This is a genomic window from Streptomyces sp. NPDC051907, from assembly GCF_040681075.1.
Lineage (GTDB): Bacteria > Actinomycetota > Actinomycetes > Streptomycetales > Streptomycetaceae > Streptomyces.
The window spans coordinates 1-20694 of sequence record NZ_JBFAYB010000014.1; the positions used below are offsets into that span (position 1 = coordinate 1).

Below are 20694 nucleotides of genomic sequence, written 5' to 3' on the forward strand. Positions count from 1 at the left end.
GCGGGATGTACGAGCTGAAGCCCTCCGAGGAGACGGCCGCCCGGGCGGTGGCCGCGTCCGTGGAGTTCAGCGCGTATCTGCGGGAGTTGATCGCCCCTCGGCGTATGCGACTACTTCTTGATGTTGTTCAGGCAGAGCACGAACTGCTTGCCCGAGCTGCGGCGGCCGCCGCTCGTCTGCTCGAAGTAGCCCATGTCGGCCTTGCCCTCGCAGATCGTGGTGTCCGAGGTGTCCGCGTGCACGGAGACGACCTTGAACTCGGCCTTCGCGCCGCCGCACTCCACGACCTCGAGATCGGGAGTGCCCGTGGATCCGTTGTTCGTCATGCAGTCGCCGGCCTCTGCCTTGTCGGCGTCGTCCTGGCTCATCAGGTAGAAGATTCCGAAGGCGATCAACGCGATGACGGCGACGACTATCTTCAGGATCGTCTTGATGCCGAGGCCCCCACGACGGGGAGCGGGCGGCGGCGGAGCCTGCCACTGCTGCTGCGGGTAGGGCTGGCCGGGCTGCTGCGGACCCGGGTGCTGTTGCGGGTGGCCGTACCCCTGCTGGGGCTGCTGCGGATATCCGTAGCCGGGCTGCGGCGGGTACGGCTGAGGCGCCTGCTGGGCATACGGATCAGGGTGCCCGTAAGCACCTTGGCCCTGCTGCGGCGGGTAAGTCATGCTGAAGTCCCCCAGTGAAAACACGCGAAGCGGAAGCTCGCGATCAATGTTTGACGCGCGCACGCTATATGACGGCGCCAACACGCTTCCAACGGGCCATGGTTGCGGCCACCGCTGCATAGACGACCGCGACCGCGACGACCAGGGGGACCGATCGGCCGTCGGGAGGCAGGACCAGCGCGGCGACCCCCGCGGCGCAGACGAAGGCGACGTTGAAGAGCACGTCGTACAGGGCGAAGACCCTTCCGCGGAACTCGTCGTCCACCGACACCTGCACCACTGTGTCGGTCGCGATCTTCGATCCCTGGGTGATGAGCCCCAGGACGAAGGCGGCGATCATCATCGGCACGGGGGCGAAGGGCAGCGCCAGGGCGGGTTCGAGCACGGCCGCCGCCCCCGCGCACGCCACCACCCACCCGAACTGGCCGAGCCGGCCGACTGCCCAGGGAGTCACCACCGCCGCGGCGAAGAACCCCGCGCCAGAGACGGCCACCGCCGCACCGAGGAGCGCCAGGCCCTCCGACTCCCCGTCCGACCAGCCGTAGCGGCAGAGCATCAGAACCATCACCGTCAGCGCGCCGTAGCAGAAGCGCATCACCGTCATCGCGGCCAGCACGCGGGCCGCGGCGCGGCGTTGTGCCAGGTGGCGCAGTCCGGCCTTCAGCCCGTGCGCTGTGGACGACAGTGCGGCGACGAGCCGCGGCTGGATCAACTCCGGGTCGGGACCGAGCAGATCACGCGCGATCCGCAGGGCCGCCAGAGCCGAGCAGAGGTAGAGCGCTGCGCCGAGCAGCACCACCGCGGCGTCGGAGTCCGAGGCCACCAGCCGCACCGCGAAGGCGAGCCCCCCACCCGCGGTGGCGGCGAGGGTGCCGGCCGTCGGCGACAGCGAGTTCGCCATGACCAGTCGGTCGTCGTCGACCACCCGGGGCAGTGAGGCCGAGAGCCCGGCCAGCACGAAACGGTTGAGCGCCGTGACGGACAGGGCGGAGGCGTAGAAGAGCCAGTCGGGCACGGAGGCCAGGATCAGCAGGGCGGTGCCGCAGGCGAGCAGCGCCCGCAGCAGATTCCCGTACAGGAAGACCTGACGGCGCTGCCAGCGGTCCAGGAGAACGCCGGCGAATGGGCCGACCAGGGAGTACGGCAGCAGCAGCACCGCCATGGCGGAGGCGATGGCGGCCGGTGAGGTCTGTTTCTCCGGAGAGAAGACCACGTACGTGGCGAGCGCGACCTGATAGACGCCGTCGGCCGACTGGGAGAGCAGCCGGACGACCAGCAGTCGGCGGAAGCCGGACAGTCGCAGGAGTACGCGCAGATCACGTACGACAGACATGCGATCAAGCCTCACACACGAGGAGGGTCCCCGGGCGTATTACCCGGGGACCCTCCTCAGTCGAGCTGGCGAACGCTTAGCGCTCGACCTCGCCCTGGATGAACTTCTCGACGTTCTCGCGGGCCTCGTCGTCGAAGTACTGGACCGGCGGGGACTTCATGAAGTACGAGGACGCGGAGAGGATCGGGCCGCCGATGCCGCGGTCCTTGGCGATCTTCGCGGCGCGCACGGCGTCGATGATGACGCCCGCGGAGTTCGGGGAGTCCCACACCTCGAGCTTGTACTCGAGGTTCAGCGGGACGTCGCCGAAGGCGCGGCCCTCGAGGCGCACGTACGCCCACTTGCGGTCGTCCAGCCAGGCCACGTAGTCCGACGGGCCGATGTGGACGTTGTCCTCACCGAGCTCGCGGTCACGGATCTGGGAGGTGACGGCCTGCGTCTTGGAGATCTTCTTGGACTCAAGGCGCTCACGCTCGAGCATGTTCTTGAAGTCCATGTTGCCGCCGACGTTCAGCTGCATCGTGCGGTCCAGGACGACGCCCCGGTCCTCGAAGAGCTTCGCCATCACGCGGTGCGTGATGGTGGCGCCGACCTGGGACTTGATGTCGTCGCCGACGATCGGGACGCCAGCCTCGGTGAACTTGTCGGCCCACTCCTTGGTGCCGGCGATGAAGACCGGGAGGGCGTTGACGAAGGCGACCTTGGCGTCGATGGCGCACTGCGCGTAGTACTTCGCAGCGTCCTCGGAGCCGACGGGCAGGTAGCAGACGAGAACGTCGACCTGCTTGTCCTTGAGGATCTGGACGATGTCGACCGGGGCCTCGGCGGACTCCTCGATGGTCTGGCGGTAGTACTTGCCCAGGCCGTCGTAGGTGTGGCCGCGCTGGACGGTCACGCCGGAGTTCGGCACGTCGCAGATCTTGATGGTGTTGTTCTCGCTGGCGCCGATGGCGTCGGCCAGGTCGAGGCCAACCTTCTTGGCGTCCACGTCGAAGGCGGCCACGAACTCGACGTCGGAGACGTGGTAGTCGCCGAACTGGACGTGCATCAGACCCGGCACCTTGCCGGCCGGGTCGGCGTCCTTGTAGTACTCGACGCCCTGCACCAGCGAGGCGGCGCAGTTGCCCACGCCGACGATGGCTACGCGAACCGAACCCATTCCGGTTGCTCCCTGTTTGATCTCGGTATTCCGGATGAAACCCTGCGGACCGCAGAGCCTTACTTGGCGGTGTCGTCGGACGGATCCGGCCGGGTGGAGGAACCCGGGGGCGTGCCCCCGGAGGTCTCCGTCTCCCCGTGCCGGGGCAGGCCGCCCGTCTCTCCAGGTGTGTTGTCCTGCTGAGGTGAGCTCTGGGGGCGTTGATCCCGCCCCGCCCGCTCGCTCTCGATGAGCTCGTTCAGCCAGCGCACTTCGCGCTCCACGGATTCCATTCCGTGACGCTGCAGCTCAAGCGTGTAGTCGTCGAGGCGCTCGCGCGTACGGGCCAGGGAGGCACGCATCTTCTCCAGACGCTCCTCCAGCCGGCTGCGACGACCCTCGAGCACCCGCATCCGCACTTCGCGCTCCGTCTGGCCGAAGAAGGCGAAGCGAGCCGCGAAGTGCTCGTCCTCCCAGGCGTCCGGGCCGGTGTGCGACAGGAGCTCCTCGAAATGCTCTTTGCCTTCTGCCGTCAACCGATAGACGATCTTCGCGCGCCGTCCTGCGAGTGAAGCGGCGAGGGCTTCCTCGGCGGCGCTTCCCGGCTCTTCGATCAACCAACCGCTGGCGACCAGCGTCTTGAGGCAGGGGTAGAGGGTCCCGTAGCTGAAGGCCCGGAAGATCCCCAGCGAGGTATTGAGCCGTTTGCGCAGCTCGTAACCGTGCATGGGAGCCTCGCGGAGCAGACCGAGTACGGCGAACTCGAGGATGCCGGAGCGTCTGCTCATCGTCGCCTCCCTCGCCGATCCCGGTCTCTTATGTCGTGCTGATGTATCGACTCGATACATCAGCACGATAGAGCCGCGTGCTTGCTGCGACAAGAGGGGTCATCGTGAACGGCGTCACATCGTCAATTCATAGGGCGCAACTTGCCTGATTTGGTGTGAACTTCAGTGTTAGGGGTGTTTTGACCGTGCGTAGTCTGTCCGGCATGCAGACCGCCGGGAACCATGTGACGCCTGTGAGCGTCATCGCCGTGGATGCACGGACGCTGAGTCCTTCAGGGACCGGGTCCGTATCCATTTCGGGGGGACCGGAAATCAACTGCCGCTTCCAGGCGTCTCGCCTGCCCGAGGAGTAGTCGTTCGATGAGCGAGCACCGTCGCAAACCGCCGCAGGCGCAAGGTGGCGGGCGTGCCGGGGCCAGGCGGGCCGCCCAGCAGCCCTCCGGCCGCCGTGCAGCCCAGCCCCGCGGCGCAGCAGCGTCCCCTTCCGCCTCCTCTGGTGAGGAGCGTCCGTTCAGCGGCCGGGCCGATGCCCGGCGCGCCGCGCAGCGCGGTGGCAGCCGCCGGCGCCCGGACGAGTCCGCGAGCGTCGGCCATGGCGGCCGGGGCGGCGGCAGGCGTGGCGGCGGCGGTGGCGGCGGGGGCCATGAGGTTCCCGGCCGCGGTCGCGGGGGACGCCCGCCCAAGAAGCGGTTCATCGACTATCCGCGCCATAACAAGTACGGATGGCGGCGCTGGGTTCCGTCGTGGAAGCTCGTCACCGGGCTCTTCCTGGCCTTCGTCGGCGGTGTGATGACCGCTGCCACCATCGCGTACGCGATGGTGGAGGTCCCGATCCCGGAAGAGACGGCCACCGCGCAGAACAACGTCTACTACTGGGCCGACGGCACCCAGATGGCAGCCACCGGCGGTGAGATCAACCGGCAGATCATCGGGATCGAGCAGATCCCCGAGGCCATGCAGAACGCGGTGATCTCCGCGGAGAACAAGTCGTTCAAGACCGACTCGGGCATCGACCCGATGGGCATCACCCGCGCCGTGGTCAACATGGCCAAGGGCGGCCAGACCCAGGGCGGCTCCACGATCACCCAGCAGTACGTGAAGAACGCCCACCTCGGTGACCAGTCGCAGACCTTGAGCCGCAAGGTCAAGGAGCTGTTCATCTCGATAAGGGTCGGCACGGACATGGACAAGTCGGAGATCATGGCCGGCTATCTGAACACCTCGTACTACGGGCGCGGCGCCTATGGAATCCAGGCCGCGGCCCGCACGTACTACGGGAAGAACGCCAGGGACCTGAACCCGAGCGAGTGCGCCTTCCTCGCCGCGCTGCTCAAGGGCCCGACGTACTTCGACCCCGCGGGCGCCACCGACATCGACACGACGGCGACCAAGGAGAAGAACCTCGAGCGCGCCAACGAGCGCTGGGGCTGGATCCTCGACGAGATGGTCAAGGACGACCACCTGCCCGCGGCCGAGCGGGAGAAGTTCAAGAAGTTCCCGATGCCGGACAGCCCGAAGAAGAACGCTCAGCTGAGCGGCCAGATCGGCTATCTGGTGGACCTGGCCAAGTCCAACTTCCTCAACAACAACGAAGAGGGCATCGACGCCAAGCGGCTCTCCCAGGGCGGCTACGAGATCCACACGACCTTCGACAAGAAGAAGGTCCAGGAGCTCGAGAAGGCCGTCAAGAAGGTCCGCGAGAAGAACATCAAGCCCGACAAGCGGCCGAAGACGGACACGCACGTCCAGTTCGGCGGCGCCTCGGTCGAGCCGAAGACCGGCAAGATCATCGCCATCTACGGCGGCGAGGACGCGACCAAGCACTTCACCAACAACGCCGACCGGACCGGCGCCCAGGTCGGATCGACCTTCAAGCCGTTCGTGCTGGCGGCCGCCATGCGCGACGGCGTGCGCGACCCACGGCTGGGTCCCGAGCAGTCGGCGGTGGAGCGGACCCTCGTCGACCCCGACAAGAGCCGCTACAACGGCGTGAACAAGCTCAAGATCAAGCAGTACAACGGCGACATCTGGACCAATGAGAAGGGCCAGGAGTGGCTCCAGCGCAACGACGGCGATGAGTCCTACAAGGACATCAGCCTGCGCGAGGCCATGATCCACTCAGCCAACTCGCCGTTCGTCCAGCTGGGCATGGACATTGGAATTCCGCAGGTCAGGCAGGCGGCCTTGGACTCCGGTCTCCTCCCGGACAGCCTGTCCAAGTCGGATGTGCCGTCCTTCTCGATCGGCATCTCCGACCCCAGCGCCATCCGTATGGCCGGCGCGTACGCGACCTTCGCGGCCGAGGGCGAGCAGGCAGACCCGTACTCCGTCACCAAGGTCGAGCACGGGGCCAAGGTGGTCTACAAGCACGAGGAGGACCTCGATCGAGCCTTCTCCCCGGCCATCTCGAGCAACGTGACCGACGTGCTGAAGGACGTCGTCGAGGAGGGCACCGGCAAGAACGCCCGGATCCCCGGGCGTGAGGTCGCCGGCAAGACCGGTACGACCGACGGCAACAAGTCGGCCTGGTTCGTCGGCTACACGCCGCAGCTGTCGACCGCCATCGATATGTACCGGCTGGACGACAATGAGAAGAACGAGAAGCGCGAGTTCCTCGAGATGTACGGCACCGGCGGCAAGAGCGAGATCCACGGCGCCTCGTTCCCCTCGGAGATCTGGCAGAGCTATATGTCCGAGGCGCTCAAGGGCGAGAAGAAGCTGAGCTTCCCGGAGCCTGAGCCCCTCGACGGCGAGGCGGTCTGGGGCGGCGGCCTGGAGAGCCCGAAGCCGACGCCGACCACGACTCCGTCCACGACGCCTTCGACGACTCCGTCCACGACGCCTTCGACGACGCCTTCGACCAGCCCCGACCCGACCCAGTCCTGCAACCCGTGGCAGGACCCGAACTGCCAGCCGGGCACGAACATCGGCGGCGGGAAAAACGGCGGCAACAACAACGGAGGGGCCAACAACGGCGGACCGACCGGCCAGCCGACGACCTCTCCCACGACGTCGCCAGGCGCCAACGCAGGCAACGACGCCGGCGGATTCATCGGCGGCCCAGACGACGAGTAGCCGCCGCGCCGACGCAGCCTGAGGGCCGTCGCATCCGGAACGCACGCTGACCGTGCGCCTCCGGTGCGGCGGCCCTCGCCGTGTCCCCGGCGCCGTACGGCAGGATGTGCAGCATGCCCAGCGCAGAAGAGACGAGCGTGCACCAGGACGACCGGCGAGACACACGGCCGGACGTGCGGCCCACGTGGCAGGACAAGATCGCCGCGGCCGGCAGCGAGCTGATCGGCGGCCCGGCCGGTCGCTGGGCGCTGCCGAGAAGCAGCGGCCGTCTCACTCCGGTGCGCGTCATCGCACTGGTGGCCATCGGCATGTTCGCGCTGGGCATGGCCCAGAAGATGCCCTGCTACAACTGGGCCTGGTTCCGGGGCACGAGCTCTCAGTACACGCACGCCTGCTACTCCGACATCCCGCACCTCTTCCTGGGGCGCGGCTTCTCGGAAGGGCTCATTCCGTACTTCGACCGGCTGCCGGGCGACATGGAGTACCTGGAGTACCCGGTGCTGACGGGCCTGTTCATGCAGGTCGCGTCCTGGCTCAATCTGGCCGACGGGTCCACCCAGAACCAGGAGCAGACGTACTGGATGATCAACGCGGGCATGCTGATGATCTGCGCCGCGGTCATCGCCGTCTGTGTGGCCCGCACGCACCGCCGCCGGCCCTGGGACGCCCTGCTGGTGGCCCTGGCGCCCGCCTTCGCGCTCACCGCGACGATCAACTGGGATCTGCTGGCCGTGGCGCTGACGGCCGCGGCGATGCTGATGTGGTCGCGCGGCCGGGTGCTGGCCTTCGGCGTCCTCATCGGGCTGGCGACCGCCGCCAAGCTCTATCCCGTGCTGCTGCTCGGGCCGCTGTTCCTGCTGTGCTGGCGTGCGGGCAAGTGGCGCGAATTCGCCACGGCGACGCTCGGCGCGGCCGGGGCCTGGCTGGCGGTGAACCTGCCCGTGATGCTGATGGCGCCGGAGGGGTGGAAGAAGTTCTACACCTTCAGCGAGGAGCGGCAGATCGACTTCGGCTCGTTCTGGCTGATCATCACGCAGCGCACCGGCGAGCCTATCGACGTCGATTCCGTGAACACCTACGCGATGCTGCTGATGCTGCTCGCCTGCGCCGGCATCGCGGCGCTGACCCTCACCGCGCCGAGGCGGCCGCGCTTCGCACAGCTCGCCTTCCTGGTGGTCGCCGCGTTCATCCTCACCAACAAGGTCTACTCGCCGCAGTACGTGCTGTGGCTGATTCCGCTGGCCGCGCTGGCCAGGCCCCGCTGGCGGGACTTCCTGATCTGGCAGGCCTGCGAGGTCATGTACTTCCTGGGGATCTGGATGTACCTCGCGTACACGACGAGCCAGAAGCACCAGGGGCTGCCGCCCGAGGGCTACCAGGTCGCCATCGCGCTGCATCTGCTGGGGACGCTGTACCTGTGCGCGGTGATCGTCCGGGACATCCTGATGCCGGAGCGCGACGGAGTGCGCGGCGACGGGTCGGACGACCCCTCGGGCGGTGTTCTGGACGGGGCCGAGGACGCGTTCGTCCTGGGGAAGGCGGCTCGTCCGCCCCGGCATGCGGCGCCCGCCGTCGAGGACGCTCCGAAGGTGGACTGGGGCACGGAGGCCATCGCAGGCGGCGCCGGGGCCCGGCCGACCGCCTAGACCGCCCTGGGGCGGTGTGGGCGGCTCGTGAGCGCTATAGAGCCCTGCAGCCGCCTGTAGCGCCAGTGACCGGCTATAGGGCGGCGGGGAACGCTCCAGAGCGCCGCTGAGGCCCTGGAGGGCCCGTCCTGGCCCTCCTCGGTCGCCTCAGCGGTCCCAGTCGCCTCAGCGGTCTCCTCGTGCCTCTAGCGGTCGACCAGGCGGTCGAACTGCGTCGTCGTGTGGCGCAGGTGAGCCACCAGCTCGTCGCCGACCTTCGGCTCCTGGGCGTCTGCCGGCACGAAGAGGATCGACACCTGCATGTGCGGCGGCTCCGCGAACCAGCGCTGCTTGCCCGCCCACACGAACGGCGAGAGATTGCGGTTGACCGTCGCCAGGCCGGCGCGGGCGACGCCCTTGGCGCGCGGCATCACACCGTGCAGCGCCTTCGGGGCCTCCAGGCCGACGCCGTGGGACGTGCCGCCCGCGACGACCACCAGCCAGCCGTCGGACGCGGCCTTCTGCTGGCGGTAGCCGAAACGATCCCCCTTGGAGACGCGGGTGACGTCGAGGACGGCGCCGGTGTACTCGGTCGCCTCGTGGTCGCCGAGCCACAGCCGGGTGCCGATGCGGGCCCGGAAACGGGTCTGCGGGAACTGCTGCTGGAGCCGGGCCAGCTCCTCGGCGCGCAGATGGCTGACGAACATGGTGTGCAGCGGCAGCCTCGCCGCGCGCAGCCGGTCCATCCAGCCGATGACCTCCTCGACGGCGTCCGAGCCGTCCGTGCGGTCCAGCGGGAGGTGAAGGGCGAAGCCCTCCAGCCGTACGTCCTCTATGGCGGCGTGCAGCTGGGACAGCTCGTTCTCGTGCACGCCGTGGCGCTTCATCGAGCTCATGCACTCGATGACCACGCGCGCGCCCACCAGGGCGTGCACGCCGTCGACCGAGGAGACCGAGCGGACGACGCGGTCGGGCAGCGGAACCGGTTCTTCGCCTCGCCGGAAGGGCGTCAGGACGAGGAGGTCACCGCTGAACCAGTCCTTGATCCGGGCCGCCTCGTAGGTGGTGCCGACCGCCAGCATGTCGGAGCCGAAGCGGGAGGCCTCCTCCGAGAGCCGCTCATGACCGAAGCCGTAGCCGTTGCCCTTGCAGACCGGGACGAGGCCTGGGAACTGGTCGATCACGGACTTCTGGTGCGCCCGCCAGCGAGCGGTGTCGACGTAAAGGGAGAGCGCCATGGCCGGCCCGGAACCTTTCTGATGGCTGCGGTGTATCAGAGGTATGTACGAGAACTACGAGACTACGACGGACCTGACGGCCCCGTACTCGGCATGGTGGGCGCCGCCCGCTCGAGCCGTGTCAGCGACGGGACATGTAGATGTCGAGCGCCTTGTGGAGCAGCTTGTTGAGCGGGAAGTCCCACTCGCCGACGTACTCCACGGCCTCGCCGCCGGTGCCGACCTTGAACTGGATCAGGCCGAAGAGATGGTCGGTCTCGTCCAGCGAGTCGCTGATGCCGCGCAGGTCGTAGACGCTCGCGCCCATCGCGTACGCGTCGCGCAGCATCCGCCACTGCATCGCGTTCGAGGGCCGGACCTCGCGGCCGATGTTGTCGGAGGCGCCGTAGGAGTACCAGACATGGCCTCCGACGACGAGCATCGTCGCCGCGGACAGGTTCACGCCGTTGTGCCGCGCGAAGTACAGCCGCATGCGGTTGGGGTCCTCGGAGTTGAGCACCGACCACATGCGCTGGAAGTACGAGAGCGGGCGCGGGCGGAAGTGATCGCGCACGGCCGTGATCTCGTACAGCCGCTGCCACTCGGCGAGGTCGTCGTAGCCGCCCTGGACGACCTCGACGCCGGCCTTCTCGGCCTTCTTGATGTTGCGTCGCCACAGCTGGTTGAAGCCCTTGAGGACGTCGTCGAGCGACCGGTTGGCCAGCGGCACCTGGTAGACGTACCGCGGCTGGACGTCGCCGAAGCCGGCGCCGCCGTCCTCGCCCTGCTGCCAGCCCATCTTCCGCAGCCGGTCGGCCACCTCGAAGGCGCGCGGCTCGATGTGCGTCGCCTCGACGTCGCGCAGCCGCTTCACGTCGGGGTCCTGGATGCCGGCCTTGATCGCGGGCGCGTCCCAGCGGCGGATGACCACGGGCGGGCCCATCTTCACGGAGAAGGCGCCCTGCTGCCTGAGGTGGGCGAGCATCGGCTGCAGCCAGTCGTCCAGGTTCGGCGCGTACCAGTTGATCACCGGGCCCTCGGGCAGATAGGCGAGGTAGCGCTTGATCTTGGGCAGCTGGCGGTAGAGCACCAGGCCCACGCCCACCAGCTCACCGCTCTTGTCGAACCAGCCCAGGTTCTCCGAGCGCCATTCGGTCTTCACGTCTGCCCACGCCGGGACCTGGCAGTGACTGGCCGCGGGCAGTGTCTGGATGTATGCCAGATGCTGCTCTCGGCTGATGGTCCTCAGGGTCAGGCTCATGCGGGGCGCTCCTCGGCTGGCGTGTCCCCATGGGTACAGGGGCTCCGGCTCTCGCGCCGAAGCCTACTGCGCTGGGGGAGCGGCCCGGATGGGCGTAGGGCGGACGGCCGTTGCGGGCCGGCCGTCCGCCTCGTGCCGCGGCGCCTGTCCCACCAGGGTCCACGCCGACCCCGTCCCCTTCTTCTCGGCCTTCCCGGCCGATCTCTAGCCGATGAGTCCGCCGAAGAGTCCGCCGTGCGCCATGCCGAGGAAGAAGCCGAGCGCGGACGCGCCGAGGCCGATGACCAGGGGGAATCGCTCGCGGGTCGTCTCCGAGATGAACTGGCCGTATGCGCCGGTGAGGATTCCCACCAGTCCGGCCCACGAGCTGAGCAGATGGAGGCTGTGGAACATCGCCGAGACGAAGGCGACGGCTCCGAGGACCAGAGTCACCACGACCAGGGTGTCCTGGAGGGGGTGAGGCTTGCCGTCGGTGGCGAAGAGGGAGACCGAGGACGTACGTCGCATTGCCTGTGCCATGAGGCACCTCCTGGCGTTGCCGGAAGGCGGCGCATCGTAGCGCCGCGCACACCCGATGTGTACAGATTGCGTCCGCTGGCCACCGGATTTCAACCGGAAGCACGTCTCCAGGTACTGTGTACGGTCTGCACCGGTGTCTGCCCAGGCCACAACGCGATCCCCCGGGATTGTCAGTGGCGGCTGATTTACTCAGGCACTGTTGCTTACGCATCACGACCCTCCTGCCACGGAACGACCGTGGCCGCTGAGTCCAAAGGAGGTGGGTTTTACATGCGTCACTACGAGGTGATGGTCATCCTCGACCCCGATCTCGAGGAGCGCGCTGTCTCCCCGCTGATCGAGAACTTCCTCTCCGTCGTCCGTGAGGGCAACGGAAAGGTTGAGAAGGTCGACACCTGGGGCCGTCGTCGTCTCGCTTACGAGATCAAGAAGAAGCCCGAGGGCATCTACTCGGTCATCGACCTGCAGGCCGAGCCTGCGGTCGTCAAGGAGCTCGACCGACAGATGAACCTGAACGAGTCGGTCCTCCGGACCAAGGTCCTCCGTCCCGAGACCCACTGAGCACCTAGCTCAGAGGTCATCGGGTTCGAGTAGCAGCAAGCAGCCAGAAGCAATCCCGCCGAGAGGTTCACCCATGGCAGGCGAGACCGTCATCACGGTCGTCGGAAATCTTGTCGACGACCCCGAGCTGCGCTTCACCCCGTCCGGGGCGGCCGTCGCGAAGTTCCGCGTCGCGTCTACTCCCCGCACCTTCGACCGTCAGACCAACGAGTGGAAGGACGGCGAAAGCCTCTTCCTGACCTGCTCGGTCTGGCGTCAGGCGGCGGAGAACGTCGCTGAGTCGCTCCAGCGCGGCATGCGTGTCGTCGTGCAGGGTCGGCTGAAGCAGCGGTCCTACGAGGACCGTGAGGGCGTCAAGCGCACGGTCTACGAGCTGGACGTCGAGGAAGTCGGCCCCAGCTTGAAGAACGCCACGGCCAAGGTCACCAAGACCACCGGTCGCGGCGGCCAGGGCGGCTACGGCGGCGGTCAGCAGCAGGGCGGCGGCAACTGGGGCGGCGGTTCCGGTGGAGGCCAGCAGCAGGGCGGCGGCGGTGCACCCGCCGACGACCCCTGGGCCTCCAGCGCGCCGGCCGGCGGCGGCCAGCAGAGCGGTGGGGGCAGCTGGGGCGGAAGCTCCGGCGGTTCCGGCGGCGGCTACTCGGACGAGCCCCCCTTCTAAGGGCAGCTCGTACCCCACTTCTTGATCACACAGGAGATACACATGGCGAAGCCGCCTGTGCGCAAGCCGAAGAAGAAGGTCTGCGCATTCTGCAAGGACAAGACCGCTTACGTGGACTACAAGGACACGAACATGCTGCGGAAGTTCATTTCCGACCGCGGCAAGATCCGTGCCCGCCGCGTGACCGGCAACTGCACGCAGCACCAGCGTGACGTCGCCACGGCCGTGAAGAACAGCCGTGAGATGGCGCTGCTGCCCTACACGTCCACCGCGCGATAAGGGGAGGGTGACCGAATCATGAAGATCATCCTCACTCACGAGGTCTCTGGCCTCGGTGCCGCTGGCGACGTCGTCGACGTCAAGGACGGTTACGCTCGCAACTACCTGATCCCGCGCGGTTTCGCGATCCGCTGGACCAAGGGTGGCGAGAAGGACGTGGCGCAGATCCGCCGCGCCCGCAAGATCCACGAGATCGCGACCATCGAGCAGGCCAACTCCGTCAAGGGCCAGCTCGAGGCCGTCAAGGTGCGTCTGGCTGTTCGCTCCGGCGACGCCGGCCGTCTCTTCGGCTCCGTCACCCCGGCCGACATCGCCTCGGCGATCAAGGCTGCCGGTGGTCCGGAGGTCGACAAGCGCCGCGTTGAGCTCGGTTCGCCGATCAAGACCCTGGGCTCGCACCAGGTGTCCGTGCGTCTGCACCCCGAGGTTGCCGCGAAGCTGGGCGTCGAGGTCGTCGCCGCCTAAGCGTTGCGCTCGACTGAGCAGATGAGAGGGCCGCACCCCCAGGGGTGCGGCCCTTTCGCCTGCTTCTGGCTCTCTAGCCGGTCGCCGCGTTTCACGTGAAACATCTGGGATCATCTGGCGCGATTGGGCGTCATTGGGCGTCATGTGGTGCCGTCTGGGATGTTTCACGTGGAACATTCCCAGGCGACCATCAGGTCAGCGCGTGGCCCCCGTGACGATCCAGCGGCCGGAGCGCGCACGGAGCCAGAGGGTCAGCAATCGCACGGCCATCATCAGCGTCATGGCCCACCACAGCGCCGTGAGGCCGCCTCCCAGCGGGGGGATGAGCAGCGCCACCGGCGCGAACACCGCGAGTGTCAGCACCATCGCCCAGGCGAGGTAGGGGCCGTCGCCCGCGCCCATCAGCACCCCGTCGAGCACGAAGACGACGCCCGCGATCGGCTGGGAAAGGGCGACCACCAGCAGTGCTGGGAGCAGGGTGTCCTGCACGGCCTCGTCGCCCGTGAACAGGGGCGTGAAGAGCGGCCGGGCGAGCACGATCAGGACGCCGAACACCACACCGGCGGCGATGCCCCACTGCACCATGCGGCGGCAGACGTCCCGAGCGCCGTCCGCGTCGCCTGCGCCCAGATAGCGACCGATGATGGCCTGCCCGGCGATGGCGATCGCGTCGAGCGCGAAGGCCATCAGGGTCCACAGGGACAGGATGATCTGGTGGGCGGCGATATCGGTGTCGCCGAGGCGGGCTGCGACGGCCGTGGCGATCATCAGGACCGCGCGCAGGGAGAGCGTACGGACCAGGAGCGGAACGCCGGCCTGGGCGCTGGCCCGTATGCCGGGCGCGTCGGGACGGAGCGACGCGCCGTGTCGCCGCGCTCCGCGCACGACCACGACCAGATAGGCGACGGCCATGGCGCACTGGGCGATGACGGTTCCCCAGGCGGAGCCCGCGATGCCGAGGCCGGCGCCGTAGACGAGTCCGACGTTGAGCACGGCGTTGGCGGTGAAGCCGCCGATGGCGACGTACAGGGGCGTCTTGGTGTCCTGAAGGCCGCGGAGTACGCCGGTGGCGGCCAGCACGATCAGCATCGCGGGGATGCCGAGGCTGGAGATCCGTAGGTAGGTGATGGCGTAGGGGGAGGCCGTGTCGGAGGTGCCGAAGAGTTCGACGAGCCAGGGGGCGGCGGGCAGCGTGAAGGCGATGACCGCGATGCCGAGTATCAGCGCCAGCCAGATGCCGTCCATGCCCTGGCGGATCGCCGCGGGCAGATCGCCCGCGCCGACGCGGCGCGCGACGGCTGCCGTGGTGGCGTACGCGAGGAAGACGAAGACGCTGACGGCCGTCATCAGCAGGGCGGCCGCGACTGCCAGACCCGCGAGCTGCGGGGTGCCGAGATGGCCGACGACGGCGCTGTCGACCATCACGAAAAGCGGCTCGGCGACGAGTGCGCCGAAGGCGGGGAGGGCGAGCGCGACGATCTCACGGTCGTGGCGTCGCTTGCGTGCCTTCGGTGGCGCGGGAGCCTGAGTCATGGCAGCAATCTAATCTTCCACAGGTAAGAGATGCAATGCATTTGAGGTCCTTACTGAACCTCGTGGTGGGGGTTCTGCTGTGGGCCGTTTGTTCTGATCTTGGTCCGCTCGGGAAAGTTTTTCTCCCCCACAGCCGGTGGACGGAAAAACCCCAGGTCAGGGCAGGTGTGGCGGGGGCGCTATGAATTTGTCCACAGTGCTGTCCCCCGGTCCGTGCACAGGTTCTGAGGGGTTCTCCACAGCATCTGGTCCTTCGTCCACACGGCCTGTGGATAACCAGATTGGCTGACGGTGCCGGCGGGCCTACCGTGGACCGTCGCCCGACGCGCCGAAAGCGGAGTCTGGCGGCTCGATTTGTCAGTGCTGTGCCGTAGAAAGAGTGGCATGGCGAGGTCCGCGGCGCGGACGGGAGGAGGTGGCCGGGGTGAGCATTTCCGAGCCCTTGGACGACCCGTGGGCCCCGGATGATCCCGGCGACCGTCTGCCCGTCTCCCGCCAGCGTCGCAACGACAGCCGGGGCAGCCGAGACGACCAGCACGACCGCGGCAGAGACAGCGGCGGCTGGGACGGAGGCTCCCCCGCCTTCGAGCGGGTGCCTCCCCAGGACCTCGACGCCGAGCAGTCCGTTCTCGGCGGCATGCTGCTGTCCAAGGACGCCATCGCCGACGTCGTGGAGATCATCAAGGGCAACGACTTCTACCGCCCGGCCCATGAGACGGTCTACACGGCCATCCTCGACCTCTACGCCAAGGGCGAGCCGGCCGACCCCATCACCGTCGCGGCGGAGCTGGTCAAGCGCGGCGAGATCACCCGGGTCGGCGGAGCGTCGTATCTCCACACGCTGGTCCAGTCCGTGCCGACCGCGGCCAACGCCTCGTACTACGCGGAGATCGTCCACGAGCGCGCCGTGCTGCGCAGGCTCGTGGAGGCCGGCACCAAGATCACGCAGATGGGATACGCGGCGGACGGAGACGTCGACGAGATCGTCAACTCCGCCCAGGCCGAGATCTACGCCGTCACCGAGCAGCGCACCAGCGAGGACTATCTGCCGCTCGGCGACATCATGGAGGGCGCGCTCGACGAGATCGAGGCCATCGGGTCCCGCAGCGGCGAGATGACCGGAGTGCCCACCGGGTTCACCGACTTCGACTCGCTGACCAACGGTCTGCACCCCGGCCAGATGATCGTCATCGCCGCCCGGCCCGCCATGGGTAAGTCGACCCTGGCGCTGGACTTCGCCCGAGCCTGTTCGATCAAGAACAACCTGCCCAGCGTGATCTTCTCCCTCGAAATGGGGCGCAACGAGATCGCGATGCGCCTGCTGTCCGCCGAGGCGCGCGTGGCGCTGCACCACATGCGCTCCGGGACGATGACGGACGAGGACTGGACGCGGCTGGCCCGCCGGATGCCGGACGTCTCGCAGGCGCCGCTCTACATCGACGACTCGCCGAACCTGTCGATGATGGAGATCCGGGCGAAGTGCCGGCGGCTGAAGCAGCGCAACAACCTGAAGCTGGTCGTCATCGACTACCTCCAGCTGATGCAGTCCGGCGGTTCCAAGCGCGCCGAGAGCCGCCAGCAGGAGGTCTCGGACATGTCGCGAAACCTGAAGCTGCTGGCGAAGGAGCTGGAGCTGCCGGTGATCGCGCTTTCGCAGCTGAACCGTGGTCCCGAGCAACGTACAGACAAGAAGCCGATGGTCTCCGACCTGCGTGAGTCGGGCTCGATCGAGCAGGACGCGGACATGGTCATCCTGCTCCACCGCGAGGACGCCTACGAGAAGGAGTCGCCGCGCGCCGGCGAGGCGGACCTGATCGTGGCCAAGCACCGTAACGGCCCGACGGCGACGATCACGGTCGCGTTCCAGGGCCACTACTCCCGCTTCGTGGACATGGCGCAGACCTGATCGCGGAGCAGAGAGCCAGGGCCGTCGACGCGGAGACCGGGGCATCTCCCGAGACCAGTCGGCGGCCACACCGCTGCTCGGAATGCCTGCTCACGAGGGGACGTTAAGCCTTCACATCCATGCGAAGGCCAACCTCAGACGGGGCGGATCACATGCTGATCGGGGAGATGGCCCGGCGTACCGGGGTCAGCCCACGGCTGCTGCGGTACTACGAGGAGCAGGGTCTGCTCGACGCCCGGCGCGGGCCGAACGGCTACCGCGAGTACGACGAGGACTCCGTGCTCACCGTGCGCCAGGTGCGTGCGCTGCTGAACGTGGGGCTGACGACCGAGGTGATCCGCGCGGTGCTGCCGTGTGTCCGGGGCGGCGAACAGCCCGGGTTCGACTGGTGCGCGGATCTGCGGGCACTTCTGAACCGCGAGTTGGCGGCCATCGACGAGCGCATCGACGGCCTCCAACGCAGCCGGGACGCCATCGCCGGCTATCTGGCGCAGCCCTGAGACAAGGGCGCCCTCAAGCCGGGGACATCAGCTCGTACAGGTTCTCCGAGTCGTCGCAGAAGTAGAGCCCGCGGGCGCACAGCGGGTGGTCGGTCCGGCCGTTGTCGGGGGTGGCCGGGTCGTTTCCGTACGGAATGGAGGCGTCCCGGAGCCGGGCGAGCACCGCGTCGAAGGTGGCCGGGTCGACGTCGAAGGCGAGGTGGCCCCCCGTCGGCTCGGGCGCCGTGAGGAAGTCCAGGGTCAGGGAGTCGTTGACGCGTACCGGGGCGAAGTGCCGGTCGGGGCCGCTGTACTCGAGGCCCGTGACCGTTGCGAAGAAGCGCGCGGCGCGGTCGTTGTCGGCGGCCGCGACGATGGTGTGGTTGAGGCTGATCGGCATGGCAGACCTGGTGTCCTTTCAGTCGGCGGTGGTCACAGCTCCGTGCAGGAAGACGTCGACGAGCTCGGCGATCTCCCGGTTGTGGCCGAGGCCGCCAGGAGCACCGACCGCATCGGCGTCGGTACCGGTGTCGGCAGTGCTCGTGAACAGCAGCCCGAAGAAGAGCAGGGCCAGCCGCTGGGGCGGAAGGCGCAGCGTGTCCCGTTCGGGTTCGAAGAGCTCGGCGAGGGCGTCCCGGGCTGCGGCGACGCCTGTCTGGCGGTCCGGCACAGAGCCGTCGGGGCCAGGGTGTTCGCGGCCCTCGGTGCGGGCGCGGCCGCCGGTGGCGTGCAGCGCGCCCATGACCGCGCCGATCCGGGCCAGGTGGGCGCGCATCGCCTCCGCGGCCTGGGCGAGACGGTCGGCCAGGGGCTGGTCCAGGTCGATCGCGGCGATCTCCGCGAGCGAGTTGCCGGGGCTCATCGCCTCGACGGCACAGGCGTCCAGCAGTTCGTCCTTGTCGGCGAAGACTCGGAAGATCGTTCCTTCGCCGATGCCCGCCGCCTGGGCGATCTGGCGGGTGGTGACCGCGCTGCCGTGCTCGATGACCAGCGGGATCGTGGCCCGCACGATCATCTCCCGGCGCTCCTGCGGGCTCATCGCAGGCGCCCGGCGCTTCTTGGACGTGGGGGGCGTCATAGCCGACAGTGTGCGGAGTGAGTGCTCACTCAGTCAAGTGTCGCAGGTGGGCGACCGCGGCTCGGGCAGGATCCCGACGCTCGGGCAATCGAGTCGACAAGATCCAGACGGTGGAGATAGACCTGCCCCATGACGTCATCCCTTGAAGCACTGCTCCCCACTACGAAACGGGCTCTGCTGCACCGCATCGCGGTCGCGCAGTCCGAGGGGCGCACGCCGTCCCTGGTCGGCGCGGTGGAGCGCGATGGGCAGTTGGTCTGGTCGGGTGGCCGCACCTGTGTCGACGGACATGCGCCTGACTCGGATACGCAGTACCGCATCGGCTCGATCACCAAGACGTTCACCGCCGTTCTGGTGCTGCGGCTGCGTGACGAGGGGCTGCTCGATCTGAGCGATCCGCTGGATAAGCACCTCCCCGGAACGGGCGTGGGCGAGGTGACCATCGCTCAGCTGCTCGGCCACAGCGCCGGTCTCCCCGCCGAGACCCCGGCGCCCTGGTGGGAGCGGACGCCGGGATCGATGCGCCCCGAACTGGGCGACGTCCTCGGCGAGCAGCCCCGGATGCATCCCGCCGGCCGCCGTCACCACTACTCCAACCCCGGCTATACGCTGCTCGGTTCGCTGATCGAGACGGTGCGCGGAACGTCCTGGGAGGAGGCGCTGCGGCACGAGATTCTGGAACCGCTCGGCATGCACCGTACGAGCGCACAGCCTCAGGCGCCCCACGCCGGCGGCTGGGCGGTGCACCCGTGGGCCGATGTGATGCTTCCCGAACCGTCCGAGGATCTCGGTCTGATGGCGCCCGCGGGCCAGCTCTGGTCGACCGCGGCCGACCTCTCCCGCTTCGCCGCGTTCCTCGCCAGGGGAGACGACAAGGTGCTGAGCGCCGCATCGGTGCGGGAGATGCGGACGCCGTCCGCTCCCTCCGAAGCGGGGGACTGGGACGGCGCGTACGGCCTGGGCTTGCAGGTCGTACGGATCAATGGCCGCACGCTCATCGGGCACACCGGCTCGCTGCCGGGCTTCGTCGCATGCCTCTGGGTCAGCGTGGAGGACGGCGTCTCCGCGGTCGCGCTCTCCAACGCGACCTCGGGGCCGATGATCGTGGCCACGGCCGCCGACCTCGTACGTATCGTGGCCGACGCCGAGCCGCGCATCCCGGAGCCCTGGCGGCCCCTCCCTGACGTCGACCAGACGCTGCTGCAGTTGACCGGGCCCTGGTACTGGGGGACGTACTCGTACGGCCTGCGGCTTGTCGCCGAGGGCGGAGTGGAGCTGCAGCCGCTGCGAGGCACCGGTCGCTCGGCGCGCTTCGTGGCCGCGGGGGACGAGACATGGACCGGTCTCGACGGCTACTACGCGGGGGAGACGCTGCGGGCCGTGCGCCGAGAGGACGGCTCGGTGAGCCATCTCGATCTGGGGTCGTTCGTCTTCACCCGGGAGCCGTACGAGCCAGGGGACGCCGTTCCGGGCGGTGTCGACGGCGAAGGCTGGCGCGGCCTGTGATGTTTCACGTGAAACCGGACAGGCGACTCAGCCGCCGGTGATCGAACAGGGGCCGAAGCCGCACCGTCGATGTGCGGCTTCGGCTCCCGGCGTTGTGTCTGGACTCAGATCGTCATCTTGAAACCGACATGGGAGGGCTCGAAGCCGAGCCGCTCATAGAAGCGGCGGGCGTCGGTGCGGGAGGCGTCCGACGTCAGCTGAACCAACTGGCAGCCCTGACGGCGGGATTCCTCGATCGCCCACTCGATGAGCTGGGTGCCGAGTCCGCTGCCGCGCGCGTCGGCGTGGACGCGCACGCCTTCGATGATCGAGCGGGTGGATCCGCGCCGGGAGAGCCCGGGGATGATCGTGAGCTGCAGGGTTCCGACCACCCGGCCCTCGCGCACGGCGACGGCCTGAAGCTGGTTCGGGTCTCGGTCCAGCCGCTCGAAGGCCGCGGTGTACGGAGCGAGGTCGTCCGGCGATTCGCGCTGGGCGCCCAGCGGGTCGTCGGCGAGCATCGCCACGATGTCCGGGATGTCCTCGAGTGCTGCGGGTCGTATGTCCAGATCGCTCATGATCCGCAGACTACGCGGGGGCGGAGGCGCCCCGGATGACGCGGGGCT

The 20694-nt window shown here is 68.4% G+C and carries 20 protein-coding genes; 9 read left to right on the plus strand and 11 right to left on the minus strand.

Annotation, left to right across the window (positions count from 1 at the left end; genetic code table 11):
• Window positions 1-110: 110 nt before the first annotated feature.
• The 4 genes from AB0M39_RS11080 to AB0M39_RS11095 all read right to left on the minus strand — a co-directional run bounded on the left by AB0M39_RS11080 (window position 111) and on the right by AB0M39_RS11095 (window position 3924).
• Entirely contained in the window at window positions 111-665 is a 555-nt protein-coding gene (locus tag AB0M39_RS11080; protein WP_365362591.1) for a hypothetical protein, read from the minus strand.
• A 64-nt stretch (window positions 666-729) separates the two neighbouring features.
• The gene (locus tag AB0M39_RS11085) at window positions 730-1998 is read right to left on the minus strand and encodes an MFS transporter (RefSeq protein WP_365362593.1); all 1269 of its coding nucleotides are present in this window, start codon (window positions 1996-1998) and stop codon (window positions 730-732) included.
• Between the two features lie 76 nt (window positions 1999-2074).
• Window positions 2075-3157, minus strand: coding sequence for an inositol-3-phosphate synthase (locus AB0M39_RS11090; RefSeq protein ID WP_365362595.1), 1083 nt, complete (start codon window positions 3155-3157; stop codon window positions 2075-2077).
• Window positions 3158-3216: 59 nt separating this feature from the next.
• Window positions 3217-3924, minus strand: a complete 708-nt coding sequence (locus AB0M39_RS11095; RefSeq protein ID WP_365362597.1) for a helix-turn-helix transcriptional regulator — start codon at window positions 3922-3924, stop codon at window positions 3217-3219.
• A gap of 360 nt (window positions 3925-4284) precedes the next feature.
• Here AB0M39_RS11095 and AB0M39_RS11100 point away from each other — a divergent pair, with 360 nt between their 5' ends.
• Both AB0M39_RS11100 and AB0M39_RS11105 read left to right on the plus strand, forming a co-directional pair.
• Window positions 4285-6999: a transglycosylase domain-containing protein gene (locus tag AB0M39_RS11100; RefSeq protein WP_365362599.1), complete on the plus strand. Its 2715-nt coding sequence runs from the start codon at window positions 4285-4287 to the stop codon at window positions 6997-6999.
• 113 nt (window positions 7000-7112) lie between these two features.
• A complete protein-coding gene (locus AB0M39_RS11105) occupies window positions 7113-8645 on the plus strand; it encodes a glycosyltransferase 87 family protein (protein WP_365362601.1) in 1533 nt (510 codons plus the stop codon).
• Between the two features lie 185 nt (window positions 8646-8830).
• Here the strand turns inward: AB0M39_RS11105 and AB0M39_RS11110 are convergent, their stop codons facing one another.
• From AB0M39_RS11110 to AB0M39_RS11120, 3 genes are all read right to left on the minus strand, one after another.
• Window positions 8831-9862, minus strand: coding sequence for an alanine racemase (locus AB0M39_RS11110; protein WP_365362603.1), 1032 nt, complete (start codon window positions 9860-9862; stop codon window positions 8831-8833).
• 121 nt (window positions 9863-9983) lie between these two features.
• On the minus strand, window positions 9984-11102 hold the full coding sequence (locus AB0M39_RS11115; RefSeq protein WP_365362605.1) for a peptidoglycan bridge formation glycyltransferase FemA/FemB family protein: 1119 nt from the start codon (window positions 11100-11102) through the stop codon (window positions 9984-9986).
• A gap of 204 nt (window positions 11103-11306) precedes the next feature.
• Entirely contained in the window at window positions 11307-11621 is a 315-nt protein-coding gene (locus AB0M39_RS11120; protein WP_365362607.1) for a hypothetical protein, read from the minus strand.
• A 270-nt stretch (window positions 11622-11891) separates the two neighbouring features.
• Here AB0M39_RS11120 and rpsF point away from each other — a divergent pair, with 270 nt between their 5' ends.
• The 4 genes from rpsF to rplI all read left to right on the plus strand — a co-directional run bounded on the left by rpsF (window position 11892) and on the right by rplI (window position 13587).
• Complete coding sequence (rpsF, locus tag AB0M39_RS11125) at window positions 11892-12182, plus strand: 30S ribosomal protein S6 (protein WP_004950685.1); 291 nt, start codon at window positions 11892-11894, stop codon at window positions 12180-12182.
• Window positions 12183-12255: 73 nt separating this feature from the next.
• On the plus strand, window positions 12256-12843 hold the full coding sequence (locus tag AB0M39_RS11130; protein ID WP_365362609.1) for a single-stranded DNA-binding protein: 588 nt from the start codon (window positions 12256-12258) through the stop codon (window positions 12841-12843).
• A gap of 42 nt (window positions 12844-12885) precedes the next feature.
• On the plus strand, window positions 12886-13122 hold the full coding sequence (rpsR, locus tag AB0M39_RS11135) for a 30S ribosomal protein S18 (protein WP_005315025.1): 237 nt from the start codon (window positions 12886-12888) through the stop codon (window positions 13120-13122).
• A gap of 18 nt (window positions 13123-13140) precedes the next feature.
• Window positions 13141-13587 carry a 50S ribosomal protein L9 gene (gene rplI, locus AB0M39_RS11140; protein WP_365362611.1) on the plus strand — a complete coding sequence of 149 codons (447 nt, stop codon included), beginning with the start codon at window positions 13141-13143 and terminating at the stop codon, window positions 13585-13587.
• A gap of 195 nt (window positions 13588-13782) precedes the next feature.
• On the opposite strand, the gene AB0M39_RS11145 is transcribed toward rplI, so the two are convergent.
• Window positions 13783-15120 carry an MATE family efflux transporter gene (locus tag AB0M39_RS11145; RefSeq protein ID WP_365362613.1) on the minus strand — a complete coding sequence of 446 codons (1338 nt, stop codon included), beginning with the start codon at window positions 15118-15120 and terminating at the stop codon, window positions 13783-13785.
• 442 nt (window positions 15121-15562) lie between these two features.
• Here AB0M39_RS11145 and dnaB point away from each other — a divergent pair, with 442 nt between their 5' ends.
• A complete protein-coding gene (gene dnaB, locus AB0M39_RS11150) occupies window positions 15563-17026 on the plus strand; it encodes a replicative DNA helicase (protein WP_365362788.1) in 1464 nt (487 codons plus the stop codon).
• 152 nt (window positions 17027-17178) lie between these two features.
• Window positions 17179-17526, plus strand: a complete 348-nt coding sequence (locus tag AB0M39_RS11155) for a MerR family transcriptional regulator (protein WP_365362615.1) — start codon at window positions 17179-17181, stop codon at window positions 17524-17526.
• Between the two features lie 13 nt (window positions 17527-17539).
• Here AB0M39_RS11155 and AB0M39_RS11160 read toward each other — a convergent pair whose 3' ends face one another.
• A complete protein-coding gene (locus AB0M39_RS11160) occupies window positions 17540-17905 on the minus strand; it encodes a VOC family protein (RefSeq protein ID WP_365362617.1) in 366 nt (121 codons plus the stop codon).
• A gap of 18 nt (window positions 17906-17923) precedes the next feature.
• Window positions 17924-18583: a TetR/AcrR family transcriptional regulator gene (locus tag AB0M39_RS11165; protein WP_365362619.1), complete on the minus strand. Its 660-nt coding sequence runs from the start codon at window positions 18581-18583 to the stop codon at window positions 17924-17926.
• A 129-nt stretch (window positions 18584-18712) separates the two neighbouring features.
• Between AB0M39_RS11165 and AB0M39_RS11170 the strand changes: the two genes are divergently transcribed.
• Entirely contained in the window at window positions 18713-20089 is a 1377-nt protein-coding gene (locus tag AB0M39_RS11170) for a serine hydrolase domain-containing protein (protein ID WP_365362621.1), read from the plus strand.
• A 104-nt stretch (window positions 20090-20193) separates the two neighbouring features.
• On the opposite strand, the gene AB0M39_RS11175 is transcribed toward AB0M39_RS11170, so the two are convergent.
• Window positions 20194-20646, minus strand: coding sequence for a GNAT family N-acetyltransferase (locus AB0M39_RS11175; RefSeq protein ID WP_365362623.1), 453 nt, complete (start codon window positions 20644-20646; stop codon window positions 20194-20196).
• Window positions 20647-20694 lie beyond the last annotated feature (48 nt).

What these genes read in the sequence shown, in the direction of transcription:
- AB0M39_RS11155 (WP_365362615.1), top strand. Translation starts at nt 17,179, where the DNA reads ATGCTGATCGGGGAGATGGCCCGGCGTACCGGGGTCAGCCCACGGCTG.
- AB0M39_RS11090 (WP_365362595.1), bottom strand. Translation starts at nt 3,157, where the DNA reads ATGGGTTCGGTTCGCGTAGCCATCGTCGGCGTGGGCAACTGCGCCGCC.
- AB0M39_RS11110 (WP_365362603.1), bottom strand. Translation starts at nt 9,862, where the DNA reads ATGGCGCTCTCCCTTTACGTCGACACCGCTCGCTGGCGGGCGCACCAG.
- AB0M39_RS11120 (WP_365362607.1), bottom strand. Translation starts at nt 11,621, where the DNA reads ATGGCACAGGCAATGCGACGTACGTCCTCGGTCTCCCTCTTCGCCACC.
- rplI (WP_365362611.1), top strand. Translation starts at nt 13,141, where the DNA reads ATGAAGATCATCCTCACTCACGAGGTCTCTGGCCTCGGTGCCGCTGGC.
- AB0M39_RS11130 (WP_365362609.1), top strand. Translation starts at nt 12,256, where the DNA reads ATGGCAGGCGAGACCGTCATCACGGTCGTCGGAAATCTTGTCGACGAC.
- AB0M39_RS11165 (WP_365362619.1), bottom strand. Translation starts at nt 18,583, where the DNA reads ATGACGCCCCCCACGTCCAAGAAGCGCCGGGCGCCTGCGATGAGCCCG.
- AB0M39_RS11080 (WP_365362591.1), bottom strand. Translation starts at nt 665, where the DNA reads ATGACTTACCCGCCGCAGCAGGGCCAAGGTGCTTACGGGCACCCTGAT.
- AB0M39_RS11160 (WP_365362617.1), bottom strand. Translation starts at nt 17,905, where the DNA reads ATGCCGATCAGCCTCAACCACACCATCGTCGCGGCCGCCGACAACGAC.
- AB0M39_RS11145 (WP_365362613.1), bottom strand. Translation starts at nt 15,120, where the DNA reads ATGACTCAGGCTCCCGCGCCACCGAAGGCACGCAAGCGACGCCACGAC.
- AB0M39_RS11175 (WP_365362623.1), bottom strand. Translation starts at nt 20,646, where the DNA reads ATGAGCGATCTGGACATACGACCCGCAGCACTCGAGGACATCCCGGAC.
- rpsR (WP_005315025.1), top strand. Translation starts at nt 12,886, where the DNA reads ATGGCGAAGCCGCCTGTGCGCAAGCCGAAGAAGAAGGTCTGCGCATTC.
- rpsF (WP_004950685.1), top strand. Translation starts at nt 11,892, where the DNA reads ATGCGTCACTACGAGGTGATGGTCATCCTCGACCCCGATCTCGAGGAG.
- AB0M39_RS11095 (WP_365362597.1), bottom strand. Translation starts at nt 3,924, where the DNA reads ATGAGCAGACGCTCCGGCATCCTCGAGTTCGCCGTACTCGGTCTGCTC.
- AB0M39_RS11115 (WP_365362605.1), bottom strand. Translation starts at nt 11,102, where the DNA reads ATGAGCCTGACCCTGAGGACCATCAGCCGAGAGCAGCATCTGGCATAC.
- AB0M39_RS11105 (WP_365362601.1), top strand. Translation starts at nt 7,113, where the DNA reads ATGCCCAGCGCAGAAGAGACGAGCGTGCACCAGGACGACCGGCGAGAC.
- AB0M39_RS11100 (WP_365362599.1), top strand. Translation starts at nt 4,285, where the DNA reads ATGAGCGAGCACCGTCGCAAACCGCCGCAGGCGCAAGGTGGCGGGCGT.
- AB0M39_RS11085 (WP_365362593.1), bottom strand. Translation starts at nt 1,998, where the DNA reads ATGTCTGTCGTACGTGATCTGCGCGTACTCCTGCGACTGTCCGGCTTC.
- AB0M39_RS11170 (WP_365362621.1), top strand. Translation starts at nt 18,713, where the DNA reads ATGACGTCATCCCTTGAAGCACTGCTCCCCACTACGAAACGGGCTCTG.